Raw genomic sequence first — 14,034 nt, forward strand, 5'->3', positions numbered from 1 at the left:
ACGGCGCGCTCCCAATGAACGGCGTCACAATGCGTATTCTTTGCGTCCAGAACGATCTTCGCACCCCGCCCGGCCTCGTCGGCCTTGGCATGATGCGGGCCGGTGCCCGGCTCGATGTGATCGCGCCGCATCACGCCTGGTCCAGCCTCGCCCCCCGGGGCGGCATCCCGGTGCCCGCCGATCCCGGCGACTACGATGCCCTCCTCGTGCTCGGCGGGCCGATGCACGCCAACAACGACAAGGATTTTCCGCCGCTGGAGCGAACCGCGGGCCTGATCGCGCAATTCGCCGCGCAGGACCGGCCGGTGCTGGGCATCTGCCTTGGCTCGCAACTGATCGCGCGGGCTTTCGGCGCCCGGGTCTATCCCCACAGCCTGACCGAGGTCGGCTTCCGCCCGCTCGACCTGACCGCCGAGGCCGCCGCCGATCCGCTGCTGGCGGGGCTGCCGGCGCAGGTCCATATCATGCAGTGGCACGAAGATACGTTCGAGCTGCCCCAGGGCGCGACCCTGCTGATGACCGGCCCGGAATGCCACCATCAGGCCTTCCGCATCGGCCGCGCGACCTATGCCTTCCAGTGCCATTTCGAGGTCACGGGCGACATCGCCCGGACCTGGGTGCAGACTCAAGGCGAATGGCTGGCGCGCAACAAGCCCGATATCCTCGCCCGCTTCGAGGACGACCTGCATCGCCACCTGCCCGCGGCCGCCCGTTTCGCCGCGACGGTGACCGAGCGTTTCCTGACCCTCGTCCGCTAGCCTTTCCGCCCGCTTTGTGCAGGATGGCGTCGTGATCCCCCTCCCCCGGCCCCCCACATCGACGACATGACGACAACCCGCCGCCGCCTCCTCGCCTTAGGCGCCGGTCTGGCCTTGGGCGCTCCCGCTATCGGTCGCAGCCTCGCCGCGCCTGCGCCTTTGCACCTGCTCGCCCCCGCGGCTTACGACGACCCGGGCGTCCTCTCCGCGCTCAAGACGGCGACCAAATCGGCCTTCGACCTGCAGCCCCTCGCCAATGACGACAGCGCCGTGGCTCCGCTGGTGCCGCTGCTGCCCGGGGCGACGGCGGCACAGCGCGCGGCGCGGCCAACACTGACAGTCGCCGCGCATCCCTGGCTGCGCGGCATCCTCTGGCCCGAGGGCGCGGTCGATCCGCTGGGCAAGGACGGCAGCGCGCCGGCCTCGAGTTTCGAGCTGGCGCCCGGATTGAGCCCACCGCTCGCCGAACTCGAATCCGGCCTGGAGGGCAGCTATCTGCTGGGCCGGACCCTGCGGTTCGATATCGCCGGGGTCGGCGTCGACAGCCGCCGGGTCTCGGTCGCGGCGCTCGACGACATCGGCCTGTCCCTGATCGACGATCCGGCGCTGTCCGGGCGCTATGGCCTGGTCCACGACGCCCGCTGCCTGCTGCCCTTGGTGATGCTCTATTGCGGGCTCGATCCGTTCCGCCTCCAGCTCGACAGCGAATTGCGCCGCTTCGAGGCCGGAATGCGTCGCCTTGTCGAGCGCGCGGCGCTGATCGCCGCGACCCCGGCCGAGGCCGCCGCCGCCCTGGCCGACGGCAGGATCGACCTCGCGCTGCCGCTCGGCCTCGGCGCCATGGCGCCGGCGCGGCTGGCTGGCGGCCGCCACCTGACCGTGGCCGCGCCCGGGCGGGGGCCCATGGCCGGACAGGCCGCCTTCTACTGGGTCGAAATGCTGGCCTTGCCCACGCAATGCCCGAAGCCGGATGCCGCGCGGGCCGTGCTGGACGCGGTGGCGGGTCGACCGCTGGTCTCAGCTTTGGCCCGGATGGGCGGGCTCTGCCCGGCGGCGGGCCTCCTCGCCGCCGGAAACGTCGACATTCTCACGGCCGAGGAACGACTCGCCCTCGATTTCGAGGCCTGGCCCGCGCTGCTTGCCCGCTGCACGGCGATGGACCTGGTGCCTGAACGCAAGCGCCTGCAACCCCTGCTCGACGCCGCCCTCGCCGCCCGGAAATGAAAAAGGGGCGCCCAACCGGGCGCCCCTTTCCGCATGGCCGCCGTTGACGGCGATCAGTGCATACTGCGCATCAGCGCGGCGCGTTCCTCTTCCGTCAGCGGCGGATACTTCTTCGGGAAGACCTGCTGGATGATGGCGATCAGCGCCGGCAGCAAGGTCACCGCGCCGATCATGTTCACCATGAACATGAAGGTCAGCAACATGCCCATGTCGGCCTGGAACTTCAGCTCGGAGAAGCTCCAGGTCGAGACGCCAACGGCGAGGGTGAAGCCGGTGAACATGGTCGCCGAGCCCACGTCCTTCAGTGCCTGTTCGTAAGCGTGGAAGGGCGACTTGCCGAGGCGCATGTAACGCTGGATGCGGTTGTATTCGTAGATGCCGTAGTCGACGCCGATACCGACCGCGATCGCCAGCACCGGCAGGGTCGAGATCTTCAGGCCGATCTGGGCGAGGGTCAGGAACATGTTGCCGATGATCGTCGACAGGATCAGCGGCAGCACGCAGCAGAGCGAACCGCGCCATTCCCGATAGGTCAGGAACACGAGGCTGATCACCACCGCGTAGACCCACAGCAGCATCGGGATTTCCTGCTCCTCCACCACTTCGTTGGTGGCGGCGGTCACGCCGATCGAGCCGGCGGCGAGACGGATCTGCATCCCCTCGAGCTGGTTCTCCGGCTTGGCGCGGAAGTCCTTCACCGCGGCGACCACCTTCTTGATCGTGACGGCCTTGCTGTCCTTGGTGAAGATCAGCAGCGGCAGCACGGTGCAGGTGGTGTTCAGGGTCATGGTCGAGGTCGGGATGGGACCGACCGCCTGGGCGAGCACCGAGGTGTTACGCGGCAGGAAATACCACTTCAGGTTACCCTCGCGCCACATGGAGCCGACCATCTTGGCGAGGAGGGGCAGGCCGATCGTCGATTGCACGCCCGGCACATTGGCCATTTCCCACTGGAAGCGGTCGAGCACGGCCATGTACTTGTGGTCGACACAGGCGCCTTCCGGCGTCTCGACGATCACGGTCAGGATGTTCACGCCGATGTCGAAATTGTCGACGACATAGCGGGTGTCCTGATTGTAGCGGCTTTCCGGCCGCAGCTCGGCCGCGCCGGCATGGACGTCGCCGATCTGCAGACCCTTGGAGATATAGACGCCGACCGCGCCGAGGATCAGGCAGCCGATGACCATCATCCAGGCGTTGCGCGGCTTGGCGATGCGCGCGACATAGGGCCAGACCTTCTCGCGCTTCTCCATCTGCTTCTTCACGCGGCGGGCATAATCGCCCGTCGGCGCGATATAGCTGGCCAGCAGCGGCAGCATGATCAGGTTCGAGACGATCTTCAGCCCGATACCGATCGAGGCGGTGATCGCCAGCTCGCGGATCATGCCGATGGGGATGAGATAGAGCGTCGCGAAACCGGCGAGGCAGGTCGAAAGCGCGATGGAGCCCGGCACCAGCAGGAAGGTGAAGGTATCGCGCGCGGCCTGTTCCTTGGTCTTGCCGTTGGCGATCTCGGACGAGACCATGTTGATCTGCTGCACGCCGTGAGAGACGCCGATGGCGAAGACCAGGAACGGCACCAGCACGGCCAGCGGATCGAGGTTGTATCCCATCAGGTGCAGGATGCCGAATTGCCAGGTCAGCGAGCACAGCGACGCGGACAGGGTGACGAAGGTCAGCAGCCAGGACCGGCAATAGAGCCAGAGCATCATCACGGTCAGGGCGAAGGCGACGGCCATGAAGATGACCACGCTTTCGGCGCCGTTCTTGATGTCGCCCATGATCTTGGCGAAGCCGACGATCTTCACCGAGATGCCGTCCTTCTCGTACTTCTGACGGAAGGCTTCGAGATCGTCGGCGACGCGGAAGTAATCCAGCCGCTCGCGGGTATCGGGGTCGATATCCTGCAGCTCGGCCGAGATCATCGAGGATTCGAGATTGTTGGCGACCATGCGCCCGACGATGCCGGCCTTCAGGACATTGGCACGAACGACCGCCATCGAGGCGTCGTCGGCGCGGAAGTCGGCCGGAATCACGTCGCCGGCATTGATGCCTTCTTCGGTGATTTCGAGGTAACGGGTATTCGGCGTCCACAGCGAGGCCAGCGTGGGACGCGAAACGCCGCGAATATAGAACACGTCGTCGGTCGCGGCCTTCAGAACCTTCAGGTATTCGGACGTGAAGATCGTCTTGTCCTTGGTGTTTTCAAGGACGACGATGATGCGATTGGCGCCGGCGAAATCGTCACGATACTTCTGGAAGGTCTCGATATATTCGTGACCGATCGGCAGCATCTTCTCGAAGCCGGTATCCATGCGGAGGTTGGAAGCGAGGAACCCCATCGCCACCGTCAGGACCGCCAGAAGCCCCAGGATATAGGCCCTGAATCTGAACAAAAAATTCTCTATATGCCGCAGCATCGAGTCTCCCCTTCCCCGCCGGTATTTCTCAACCGATCGTGTTGTCGCCGCGCCCTGCCGGGTCCGGTCGGTGTCTTAGGCACGCGGGGGCGCAACTCCCCCGAATTCTTCGCTATTAGGCCGCCGCAAACTCCCCGTCAACTAACTTCATGGCCCATGAGGTCCGGAATCCCTCGGGATCGAGCGCATCTGAAAAAGCCGCGCGGCAAATGGCGTCATTCTGGCAGCAAGACCGCCAGCATTTCCGCCATGGCCGCCCGGGCCGCCGCCGGATCGACCCCCTCGACCCTCCGTAGGGCATACCAGTGGTGGAATCCGGTCGCCGCCGCGATGCGCGCGATCAGGGCGAGACGCTTCGGCTTGCGCAGGGTCGCCAGCTCCGGCTTGAAGGTGACGCCGATCTGTACCCGCAGGGCATATTCGACATGGGCGAAGGTCGCCTTCAGCGTCGCCGAGATCGGCGCGGCGATCTGCCCCGCCCAATAGACATTGCCCGCCCGCTCGAACAGGGCGAAGCGCTGCTCGACCAGGGCGTCGATACGCGCCTTGCGCGGCAGGTCTGTCGGAATGGGCTGCACCGACGGGGCGAACCGGTTGACCCCCAGTTCAACGGCGGCGATGAGCAGGGTTTCCAGGTCCGGGAAATGCTGGAACACCGAACGGGTGGAAACGCCCGACCGTTCGGCGATGACCTTGGCCGGAGGCTTGAACTGCCCTTCGTCGAGCAGGGCGATCAGGGCGTCGAGCACAGCCGCCCGGGTACGCTGCGAGCGGGCGACACGGCCATCGACCTTGCCCGGCAGCGCGCCGCCGTCGGGCTTGCCTTTCGGCTTGCCGCCCTGGACTTTGCCTTTCGGCTTGCCGCCCCTGGTTTCAGCCTCGGCGACGCCCTTCCAGACGGCGTTCACATCTTCGCCCCACGGCAATGCCGATTTGACCACGCCCATCCCCCAGACCGGAACTCAGAATGCGGCGCAGGGCCGGCCCATGGCATCCACGGCTACGCCATCGAGATGATATTCGCCGGAACACGGCGACAGATCGAGCTTCACCGTGCGGCCCCGCCCCGGCTTGGTGGCGGCGGGCTTCGCGCTGGCGGGCTTGGCCGGCGCGGCTGAAGGGCGCGGCACGAGCGCGACACCCGGCGGCGGCGGCAATGCCAACCGCGGCGCGGCGGCAGCGCCCGCGGCCGGCTTTCCGGGCACGGCCGGCTTTCCGGGCACGGGCGGCGGCAGGGCGGCGACGATCCGGCCCGGTGCCTGCGGATGATTCGGATCGGCCCAGCGGCTGCGCAGGGTCTCGCCCGGCAGCAGCATGTCCTGTGGCGATTTCGGCGCCGGCCGCGTGTCGACGCTGCGCGTCTCCAGCGCCGGCAGGGGGGTGGAGGAGGCCGGCGCATCGGCGAACGCGAGGCCGGGCAGCGCCATGGTCAGCGCCGCCGCGATAGCCCCAAAGCCGCGTCCGATCCGCATCGTTCCCGTGTCCACCCGCCAAATCACCACCGGCAGGATAGCAGCAGATCAGACCCGATGCAGGAATTTTCCCGCGATCCCGTCGACCGACAGGGGACCGCCGCCACGGGCCAGCAGGGTGACCAGCGCACCGCCCCACAGGAACAGCTCGACCGGGTTGAAGTTGACCCCGTCGCCGGTGAAGGGCACGACGAACTGGATCATGGCCGTGACGCCCAGCAGGGCGAGTGCGCCCAACCGGGTGAACAGGCCGAGGAACAGCAGCCAGGCCCCGCCCGCCTCGGCCGCGGTGCCGAGATAGGCCGCCACTTCCGGCGGCAGCACGGGCACGCGGTAGATTTCCTGAAACAGGAAAATCGCCTGATCGGACAGGCCAAAGCCGTCGAAGCGCGTGCTGGCGCTCTTCCAGAACACGAGGCCGATGCCGAGGCGAAGGCCGACCAGGCCGAAAGGCTCGGCCAGCGCGGCGAGGCGGCGCAGTCGGCCGGCAAACCCGGCGTCCGGGTCGGCGGTCATGGGCATGGTCGAGATGGTCATGGGAAATCCCCCCCTGGGTCGGTGTCGGAAAGGCAAAGCAGACCCCGCCCGAGTGAGCGGGCGAGAATGGCCGCAAGATCGCCGCCTTCGGCGTGCGCGGCGGCCAGGGCCTCGTCCAGGCTGGCCCCGCCGACGATCGCCGACAGAAAGATGAAATCGCCGGCCTCGAGCGGCGCGGCGCGGACGAGATCGTCGCCATCGCGCCAGACAACCAGGCGGCAGGGCACATTGATGGGCCTTGTCGGCGTGCCGTCGGCGCCCGGCTGGTTGATCGACCAGACATGATCGACCGCGTGGGCAGCGGCGATCAGCCCCGCCCCCGGCATCAGCCGCAGGCGGGCCGCGCCGTCGAGGGCCGCCGGCTCGACCGGCAATGCCCGGGGCGCGATGGAGGCAAGGTGGCGCGTCCATTCGAAAGCCGCGACCTCGGCGATAACCGGATGGGCGGCCAGCGCCGGCTCCCCGGCGAGAAAGCCCGGGAAGGCGCCGCCGAACAGGGCAAGCCGGGCATCGGCGGGCGGCGACACGGCGAGAAAGCGCCGGGCGAGGCCGGCGAAAGCCTCCTCCCCCAGAAGGCGCAGGGTGACCGGGAAATGCAGGGCAAGGGCTGCCCGCAGGCTGCTGCCGACATGATGGACATGGATCGACAGACGGTCGGCGAAAATCCCGGCCTCGGCCCGCAGGGCCTCCGGCATGGCGCCATGGCGGAGGCCCGAGGCGAAATGGCTCTGGAATTCAGCCAAACGCATGGCGTTCCCCCTCCGGCATCGGTTGGGCGGCAAGGAAACCGTCGATCCGCGCCGCCTCGGCCAGAAGGCCCGATAGCGGCGGCAGGCGGCTGTCCCATTCGAGCAACAGGGGTGCGTCCGGGCACAGTGGGCGAACCCGGGCGAGCAGCGCCAGCACATCGTCGCACACGGGGCTGCCGTGATCGTCGATCAGCACGGGGCCTTCCGGCCGCTCCACCCGGGCATGGCCGGCGAGGTGAATTTCACCCACCGCGCGCAGGGGCATGGCGGCGAGATCGGCGAGCGGATCGGTGCCGAGGTTGCTGGCCGACACGAAGATATTGTTGAGGTCGAGCAGCAGGCCGCAGCCCGTCCGCGCGACCAGGGCGGAGAGGAAATCGCCCTCGCCCATGTCGGAGGCGGCGAAGGCGACATAGCTCGATGGATTCTCGATCAGCAGCGGACGTTTCAGGCGGTCCTGCACCCGGCCGATATTGGCCGCGACGATATCCAGCGCCTCGAAACTGCGCGGCAGCGGCAGAAGATCATTCCAGTAGTGCCCGCCCGCGACCGACCACGCCAGATGTTCGGAGACGAGATCGGGCTCGATCCGCGCCACCAGCCGGGCGAACCGCGCGAGGTGGGCGTCGTCGATCCCGCCGGCCGAGCCGAGCGAGACGCCGACGCCATGCACGGAAACCGGCAGGTCGCGCCGCACCCTTTGCAGCAGGGCGAAATCCGGGCCTTCGATCATGTGATTCTCGGCATGGATTTCGACGAAGCCGCGGGCGGCACCGCCCGCGGCCAATTCGGCCAGATGCGGGGCACGCAGCCCGATGCCGGCATGGTGCCCCGCGATCACCGGATCAGCCCTTGGTCGGGGTGAGCGAGCCGCCATTCAGCTTGGCGCAGGTGCCGGCGGGCACCAGGATCCAGGCATCCTTCTGACCATCGACGCTCGAGGTGCCGGCGCAGGAGGCGGTCGCGGTCTGGCAGTCATTCTGCCCGGCCTTGGCGACGCCATAGCATTTCTCGTTGTCGGCGGCGAAGGCGCCGGTCGAGATGAGGCCCGAAGCGGCGGCGATTGTGGCGGCGAAAAGCGAGGCCGTGGCCGTCTTCCCGATCATGGACATGAAAATCTCCTGTGGTTCTCGAATGCTGGGAGCGGCGGTCATCCATCCGTCTCGACTGTTGGTTCGGCCGCCACGGCGAAAAGTTACGCCACTCTCGAAATGCCACGGTTTGGCTGTATTGTTCAGGCTCGACTCGCGGGCATGGGCGTCGCGGAACGGGACAGGCATGGCGGACGGCGGTGAAGAGGGCGAAGAACTCGCTCGGCTGATGGCGGCGGCGCAGGACGGCGACAAGCGCGCCTATGCCACCCTGCTGCAGGCGGTCACGCCCTATCTGCGGGCGCAGGCCCGGCGCTATCTGCGCTCGCCGCAGGATGTCGAGGATGTCGTGCAGGAAATCCTGTTGACCATCCACCGGGTGCGCCACACATATGACCCGGCACGGCCCTTCCTGCCCTGGCTGGTGGCGATCGCGCGGCGCCGCGTGGTCGACCGTCTGCGCGGCAAGGGTCGCCGGGACAGCCATGAAGTCGTCGTCTCCCCGGACGATGAAACTTTTGCCAATGCACCGGCGAACATCCCTGAGGAAGAGGCCGATCACAGCCGGCTCCACGCCGCGATAGCCGCGCTGCCCCCGGGCCAGCGGCTGGCGGTGGAGTTGCTGAAATTCAAGGATATGTCGCTGAAGGAGGCTTCCGACTTCAGCGGCATGTCGGTCGGCTCTCTGAAAGTGGCGGCCCATCGGGCCTACAAGGCGCTGCGCATGGCGCTGACGGGCTCGCCGGGCGAAGATGAGACGAGAGGTTGAGAGAGTAACGGTGACGACGCAGACCGATCAATTGATCGAAGCCCTGGTGACGGGCGCAAAGCCGGTACGCCGGCTGCGCCCGCCCATGCTGCGCGCCGCCTTCTGGCTGGCCCTCGCCGGCGCGCTGATTGCGGGGATCACCGTCTATCACGCCAACGAAGAGGGCGAAGGCCTGAAGCACCTCTTCGGCGACCTCGCCCACACCAAGTTCACCCTGCAGTGGCTGGCCAGCCTCGCGACCGGCATCACCGCCGTGATCGCCGCTTTCGAACTCAGCCTGCCCGACCGCTCGCGCGCCTGGCGCCTGCTGCCGGTGCCGGCCGCCGCGCTGTGGCTGCTCACCCTCGGCTATGGCTGCTTCACCGACTGGGTCGAATACGGGCCGGACGGCTTCGTCGCCGGTCACAGCGTGCAATGCCTGACCACGATCATCGGCACCAGCGTGCCGCTCGGCCTCGGCCTCGCCTTCATGCTGAGCCACGCCGGGGCCAGCCGCCCGGTCGATACGATCGTCATCGGCGCCCTTGGCCTTGCCGCCCTGTCGGCGACCGGCCTCAGCCTCTATCACGATCTCGACGCGACGTTGATGATCATCGTCTGGCATGTCGTCGTGGCCAGCCTCGTCGTCGCGATCAGCCGGCTGCGCGCCCGTCGCCGGGCCTGAAACCGTCCCCTTAAGTCCCATTGCGTCCGGCCCCGCTCCCGGGGCATTCTGCCGGCCGGACCGTGACTTGGGGGGCTTTGCGCATGATCTATCGTCTGGGCGACCGGCGCGTCGTTTGCGAAGAGGGTGTGTGGATCGCCCCGGGGGCGGCCGTGATCGGCTCGGTCGTGCTGAAACGCAACGCCAGCATCTGGTTCAACTGCGTCATCCGCGGCGACAACGATCCCATCGTCATCGGCGAGAACACCAATATCCAGGACGGCTCGGTCCTGCACACGGACGACGGCGTGCCGCTCGACATCGGCTCGCATGTCACCGTTGGGCACAAGGTGATGCTGCATGGCTGCGTCATCGGCGACAACACGCTGATCGGCATCAACTCCGTCGTCCTGAACCGGGCGAAGATCGGCCGCAACTGCATTATCGGCGCCAACAGCCTGATCCCCGAGGGCAAGGAAATCCCCGATGGCTCCCTCGTCATGGGCAGCCCGGGCCGGGTTATACGCCAGCTGACCGAGACCCAGGCGCAGATCCTGACCATGCAGGCGCTGCATTACGTCGAGAACGCCCGGCGCTATGCCCGCGATCTCGCCCCCGATTCGGTGTAATCCCTTTCAGGTCGGCCCCCGATCCCCAGATAACCCGGGACAGCAGCGGAGTCAGCCATGTCCGACCGGCCCCAGATCTTCGGCATTCCGACCAGCACCTTCTGCTGGACCACCCGCCTCGTCTGCGCCGAGAAGGGCCAGCCGCACGATTTCTTCGAGATGATCCCGGGCGGCGTGCTGGATGGCGTGCGCCATCCCTTCGCGCGGGTGCCGGTGCTGCGCTACCACGGCGTCACCGTCTACGAATCCATGGCGATCGCCCGCTTCCTCGACCGCGAGCTGCCGGGGGCGGCCTTGCAGCCGGCGGACAGTTTCGCCCTCGCCCGCATGGATCAATGGATCAGCGCGACCTCGGACTATCTCTATGACACGCTGATCGTCGGCATCGTCGGCGAGCGGCTGGTCGCCCCGCTCGACGGGCGGGAGCCGGACGAAACCATCGTCGCCGAACAGACCGAGGTCATGCGCGAGCAACTGGGCGTGATCGACGAAATCCTGTGCGGCAGCCGCTATCTCGCGGGTGACACGCTCACCCTCGCCGACCTGTTCCTCGCCCCGCTCATCCACTGGACCGACAAGACGCCGGAAGGCGGCGAGGCGCTCGACCTCTATCCGACGTTGCGCCGCTGGTTCCACGGCATGGCCGAGCGGGACAGTTTCAAGGCCACCATCCCGCTCGTCCACATCTGATCACTTGGACTGCAGGGTATCCCGGATCTCGGTCAGCAGCTTCTCGGTCGGGGTCGGGGCGGTCGCCACCGGCGTGCGCTTCACCACGCGGTTCACCGCCTTGATCAGCAGGAACACGGCGAAGGACACGATCAGGAACTGGATCATCACATTGATGAAGGAGCCATAGGCGATCACCGCCGCCTTGGCCTCGCGCGCCGCCGCCAGCGACGAATATTCCACGCCCGACAGGTTGATGTAGAGGCCCGAGAAGTCGATGCCGCCGACGATCACGCCGATCGGCGGCATGATGATGTCGTCAACCAGCGAAGTTACGATCTTGCCGAAAGCCGCGCCAATGATGACGCCGACCGCGAGGTCGAGCACATTGCCGCGCATGATGAAGGCTTTGAATTCATTAAGCATGATGACCCCTCTTGCGATCTCCAGAGGATTCATGACACGGCGCCCGGGTCGATTGCAAATAAGAGGCGCGGTCAACTGGCGGCAGGATGGTTAACGCCCCCGCCCAGCACTTCGGCATAATGCGCGGGCTTGAAGCCGACGACCAGCCGACCGCCGAGATCGAGCACCGGCCGCTTGATCATCGACGGCTGCGCCAGCATCAGCGCGATGGCCTTGTCCCGCGTCAGTCCCTCCCGCTCCGCCTCCGGCAACTTGCGGAAGGTGGTGCCGGCCCGGTTCAGCAGCACCTCCCAGCCCAGGGCATCGCACCAGGATTCCAGCCGCGCCCGGTCGATCCCCGAGACCTTGTAATCGTGAAACTCATGACCGACGCCAGCAGCGGCGAGCCAGTCGCGCGCCTTCTTCATCGTGTCGCAATTCTTGATGCCGTAGATGGTGATCATGGCGTGTCCCTCGTCCGCTCGGGTCTTGATGCCACGGTCGATGCTGGAGGAAAAGCCGGACAGTCGATAGAAGACATCTATTGAACTACGCTGTTTGACCGCTTGATCGCGATTGCCTATTGGCGGATGGTGACCTGACCCTTGGGCATCGGGAACTCGCGGCATGGCGGCTAAACAATCGGTGAACAGCGCGAACACGAACCCCGTGCCGCGCCTCGCGGAGATCATTGCCGCGCATGGCCATGTCGCCGGCCCCACCCTGCCGACGCTGCACGCGATCCAGGCCGAATTCGGCCATATCCCGGCCGAGGCGATCCAGATGATCGCCGATGCCGAGAACCGTTCGCGGGCCGAGATTCACGGCGTCGTCAGTTTCTATCACGACTATCGCGAGACACCCGCCGGGCGCCATGTGGTGAAGGTCTGCCGGGCCGAGGCGTGCCAGGCCATGGGCGGGGAAGCGGTCGCCGCGCATGTCGCCGAACGCCTCGGTCTTGGTTTTGGCGAGACGGCGGCGGATGGCGGCGTGACCCTTGAGAACGTCTATTGCCTCGGCCTTTGCGCCACCGCGCCCGCGGCCCAGATCGACGAGCGGCCCTGCGGTCGCCTGACGCCGGAGCGGGCCGACAGACTGCTGGCGGGGCTGATCCGATGAGCGTTACCTTCTATGTTCCGCAGGATGCCGCCGCCCTCGCCGTCGGCGCCGACGAGGTCGTGGAGGCGATCCGCCTCGAAGCGGGCAAGCGCGGCCTCGCCGCCCGCATCATCCGCAACGGCTCGCGCGGGATGTTCTGGCTGGAGCCGCTGGTCGAGGTGGTGACGCCTGCCGGCCGCGTCGCCTATGGCCCGGTCGCGCCCGAGGATGTCCCTGCCCTGTTCGACGCCGGCATGGCGGAGGGTCTCGGCGGCCTCGGCCCGACCGAGGAGCTGCCCTTCCTCAAAAGACAGACCCGTTTCACCTTCGCCCGCTGCGGCGTGATCGCGCCGCTGTCGCTGGCGGACTACGCGGCGATGGACGGCTGGAAGGGCCTCGCCAAGGCCGTCGCCATGGAACCCGCCGCAATTGTCGCCGAGGTGACAACATCGGGCCTGCGCGGGCGGGGCGGCGCCGGCTTTCCGACCGGCATCAAGTGGAAGACCGTGCTCGACGCCCCGGGCAGCCGGAAATACATCGTCGCCAACGCCGACGAAGGCGACAGCGGCACCTTCGCCGACCGCATGTTGATGGAAGGCGATCCGTTCCATCTGATCGAGGGCATGGCCATCGCCGGCCTCGCGGTCGGGGCCGAGCATGGTTACATCTACACCCGCTCGGAATATCCGCACGCGATCGCCATCATGGAAGCGGCGATCGGCCTTGCCCGCGATGCCGGCTATCTCGGCCCGTCGGTCATGGGTTCGGGCCGGGCCTTCGACATGGAAATCCGCACCGGCGCGGGGGCCTATGTCTGCGGCGAGGAAACCGCCCTCCTCGAGAGCATCGAGGGCAAGCGCGGCCAGGTCCGCGCCAAGCCGCCCCTGCCCGCGCACGAAGGCCTGTTCAGCTGCCCGACCGTGATCAACAACATCCTGTCGCTGACCGCTGTGCCCTTCATCCTCGACAAGGGGGCGGAGACTTACGCCAATGTCGGCTTCGGCCGCTCGCGCGGGACGATGCCCATTCAGCTCGCCGGCAATATCGCGAGGGGCGGGCTTTACGAGATCGGCTTCGGCATCACTCTCGGCGAGCTGGTGAACGAGGTCGGCGGCGGCACGGCGACGGGTCGGCCGGTGAAGGCGGTGCAGGTCGGCGGCCCGCTCGGCGCCTATTTCCCGCCCGCCCTGTTCGACACGCCCTTCGACTATGAAGCCTTCACCAAGGCGGGCGGTCTCATCGGTCACGGCGGCATCGTCGTCTTCGACGAGAGTGCCGACATGGCAAAGCAGGCGCGCTTCGCCATGGAGTTCTGCGCCATCGAATCCTGCGGCAAATGCACGCCCTGCCGCATCGGCTCGACGAGGGGCGTCGAGACCATCGACAAGATCATCGCCGGGCGCGAGGTCGCGGCCAATATCGCCCTCATCGAAGACCTGTGCGAGACGATGAAGTTCGGCTCGCTCTGCGCCCTCGGCGGTTTCACGCCCTATCCGGTCCTGAGCGCCCTGCACCATTTCCCCGACGACTTCGCCAGGCCGCGCCCCGCGCAGGCGGCGGAATAGGAAAC

At 67.2% G+C, this 14,034-nt stretch carries 17 protein-coding genes; 8 read left to right on the forward strand and 9 right to left on the reverse strand.

The features are described 5' to 3' along the window. The first annotated feature begins 29 nt into the window (after positions 1–29). Positions 30–758, forward strand: coding sequence for a type 1 glutamine amidotransferase (locus DKG74_RS03725; RefSeq protein ID WP_165837510.1), 729 nt, complete (start codon positions 30–32; stop codon positions 756–758). A 114-nt stretch (positions 759–872) separates the two neighbouring features. Next, a complete protein-coding gene (locus tag DKG74_RS03730) occupies positions 873–1,982 on the forward strand; it encodes a type 2 periplasmic-binding domain-containing protein (RefSeq protein ID WP_133251483.1) in 1,110 nt (369 codons plus the stop codon). A 53-nt stretch (positions 1,983–2,035) separates the two neighbouring features. Here DKG74_RS03730 and DKG74_RS03735 read toward each other — a convergent pair whose 3' ends face one another. From DKG74_RS03735 to DKG74_RS03765, 7 genes are all read right to left on the reverse strand, one after another. Next, positions 2,036–4,378 carry an efflux RND transporter permease subunit gene (locus DKG74_RS03735; RefSeq protein WP_207779231.1) on the reverse strand — a complete coding sequence of 781 codons (2,343 nt, stop codon included), beginning with the start codon at positions 4,376–4,378 and terminating at the stop codon, positions 2,036–2,038. Between the two features lie 239 nt (positions 4,379–4,617). Continuing rightward, positions 4,618–5,343: a TetR/AcrR family transcriptional regulator gene (locus DKG74_RS03740; RefSeq protein ID WP_133251484.1), complete on the reverse strand. Its 726-nt coding sequence runs from the start codon at positions 5,341–5,343 to the stop codon at positions 4,618–4,620. A gap of 21 nt (positions 5,344–5,364) precedes the next feature. Next, complete coding sequence (locus tag DKG74_RS03745) at positions 5,365–5,874, reverse strand: hypothetical protein (RefSeq protein ID WP_109902798.1); 510 nt, start codon at positions 5,872–5,874, stop codon at positions 5,365–5,367. A gap of 48 nt (positions 5,875–5,922) precedes the next feature. Next, positions 5,923–6,411, reverse strand: coding sequence for a DoxX family protein (locus DKG74_RS21625; RefSeq protein WP_165837512.1), 489 nt, complete (start codon positions 6,409–6,411; stop codon positions 5,923–5,925). After that, positions 6,408–7,160 carry an HvfC/BufC family peptide modification chaperone gene (locus DKG74_RS03755; protein WP_109902800.1) on the reverse strand — a complete coding sequence of 251 codons (753 nt, stop codon included), beginning with the start codon at positions 7,158–7,160 and terminating at the stop codon, positions 6,408–6,410. The genes DKG74_RS21625 and DKG74_RS03755 overlap by 4 nt, the downstream gene beginning before the upstream one ends. After that, a complete protein-coding gene (bufB, locus tag DKG74_RS03760) occupies positions 7,147–8,001 on the reverse strand; it encodes an MNIO family bufferin maturase (RefSeq protein WP_243404013.1) in 855 nt (284 codons plus the stop codon). Before bufB ends, DKG74_RS03755 begins: the two co-directional genes overlap by 14 nt. A gap of 4 nt (positions 8,002–8,005) precedes the next feature. After that, the gene (locus DKG74_RS03765; protein WP_243404014.1) at positions 8,006–8,272 is read right to left on the reverse strand and encodes a BufA1 family periplasmic bufferin-type metallophore; all 267 of its coding nucleotides are present in this window, start codon (positions 8,270–8,272) and stop codon (positions 8,006–8,008) included. 166 nt (positions 8,273–8,438) lie between these two features. Here DKG74_RS03765 and DKG74_RS03770 point away from each other — a divergent pair, with 166 nt between their 5' ends. From DKG74_RS03770 to DKG74_RS03785, 4 genes are all read left to right on the forward strand, one after another. Next, positions 8,439–9,020: a sigma-70 family RNA polymerase sigma factor gene (locus DKG74_RS03770; RefSeq protein WP_109902804.1), complete on the forward strand. Its 582-nt coding sequence runs from the start codon at positions 8,439–8,441 to the stop codon at positions 9,018–9,020. A 10-nt stretch (positions 9,021–9,030) separates the two neighbouring features. Further along, positions 9,031–9,684, forward strand: coding sequence for an NrsF family protein (locus tag DKG74_RS03775; RefSeq protein WP_165837513.1), 654 nt, complete (start codon positions 9,031–9,033; stop codon positions 9,682–9,684). An 83-nt stretch (positions 9,685–9,767) separates the two neighbouring features. Continuing rightward, entirely contained in the window at positions 9,768–10,292 is a 525-nt protein-coding gene (locus DKG74_RS03780; protein ID WP_109902808.1) for a gamma carbonic anhydrase family protein, read from the forward strand. A 57-nt stretch (positions 10,293–10,349) separates the two neighbouring features. Next, entirely contained in the window at positions 10,350–10,982 is a 633-nt protein-coding gene (locus tag DKG74_RS03785; RefSeq protein ID WP_109902810.1) for a glutathione S-transferase family protein, read from the forward strand. On the opposite strand, the gene mscL is transcribed toward DKG74_RS03785, so the two are convergent. Next, positions 10,983–11,387, reverse strand: coding sequence for a large conductance mechanosensitive channel protein MscL (gene mscL / locus DKG74_RS03790; protein WP_109902812.1), 405 nt, complete (start codon positions 11,385–11,387; stop codon positions 10,983–10,985). A gap of 71 nt (positions 11,388–11,458) precedes the next feature. Beyond that, positions 11,459–11,830, reverse strand: coding sequence for an ArsC family reductase (locus tag DKG74_RS03795; protein WP_109902814.1), 372 nt, complete (start codon positions 11,828–11,830; stop codon positions 11,459–11,461). 163 nt (positions 11,831–11,993) lie between these two features. Here DKG74_RS03795 and DKG74_RS03800 point away from each other — a divergent pair, with 163 nt between their 5' ends. Beyond that, the gene (locus tag DKG74_RS03800; RefSeq protein ID WP_109902816.1) at positions 11,994–12,485 is read left to right on the forward strand and encodes a formate dehydrogenase subunit gamma; all 492 of its coding nucleotides are present in this window, start codon (positions 11,994–11,996) and stop codon (positions 12,483–12,485) included. Then, positions 12,482–14,029 carry a formate dehydrogenase beta subunit gene (locus DKG74_RS03805; RefSeq protein ID WP_109902818.1) on the forward strand — a complete coding sequence of 516 codons (1,548 nt, stop codon included), beginning with the start codon at positions 12,482–12,484 and terminating at the stop codon, positions 14,027–14,029. The genes DKG74_RS03800 and DKG74_RS03805 overlap by 4 nt, the downstream gene beginning before the upstream one ends. Positions 14,030–14,034: the final 5 nt, after the last annotated feature.

The organism is Zavarzinia aquatilis (genome assembly GCF_003173035.1).
Classification (GTDB): Bacteria; Pseudomonadota; Alphaproteobacteria; order Zavarziniales; family Zavarziniaceae; genus Zavarzinia; species Zavarzinia aquatilis.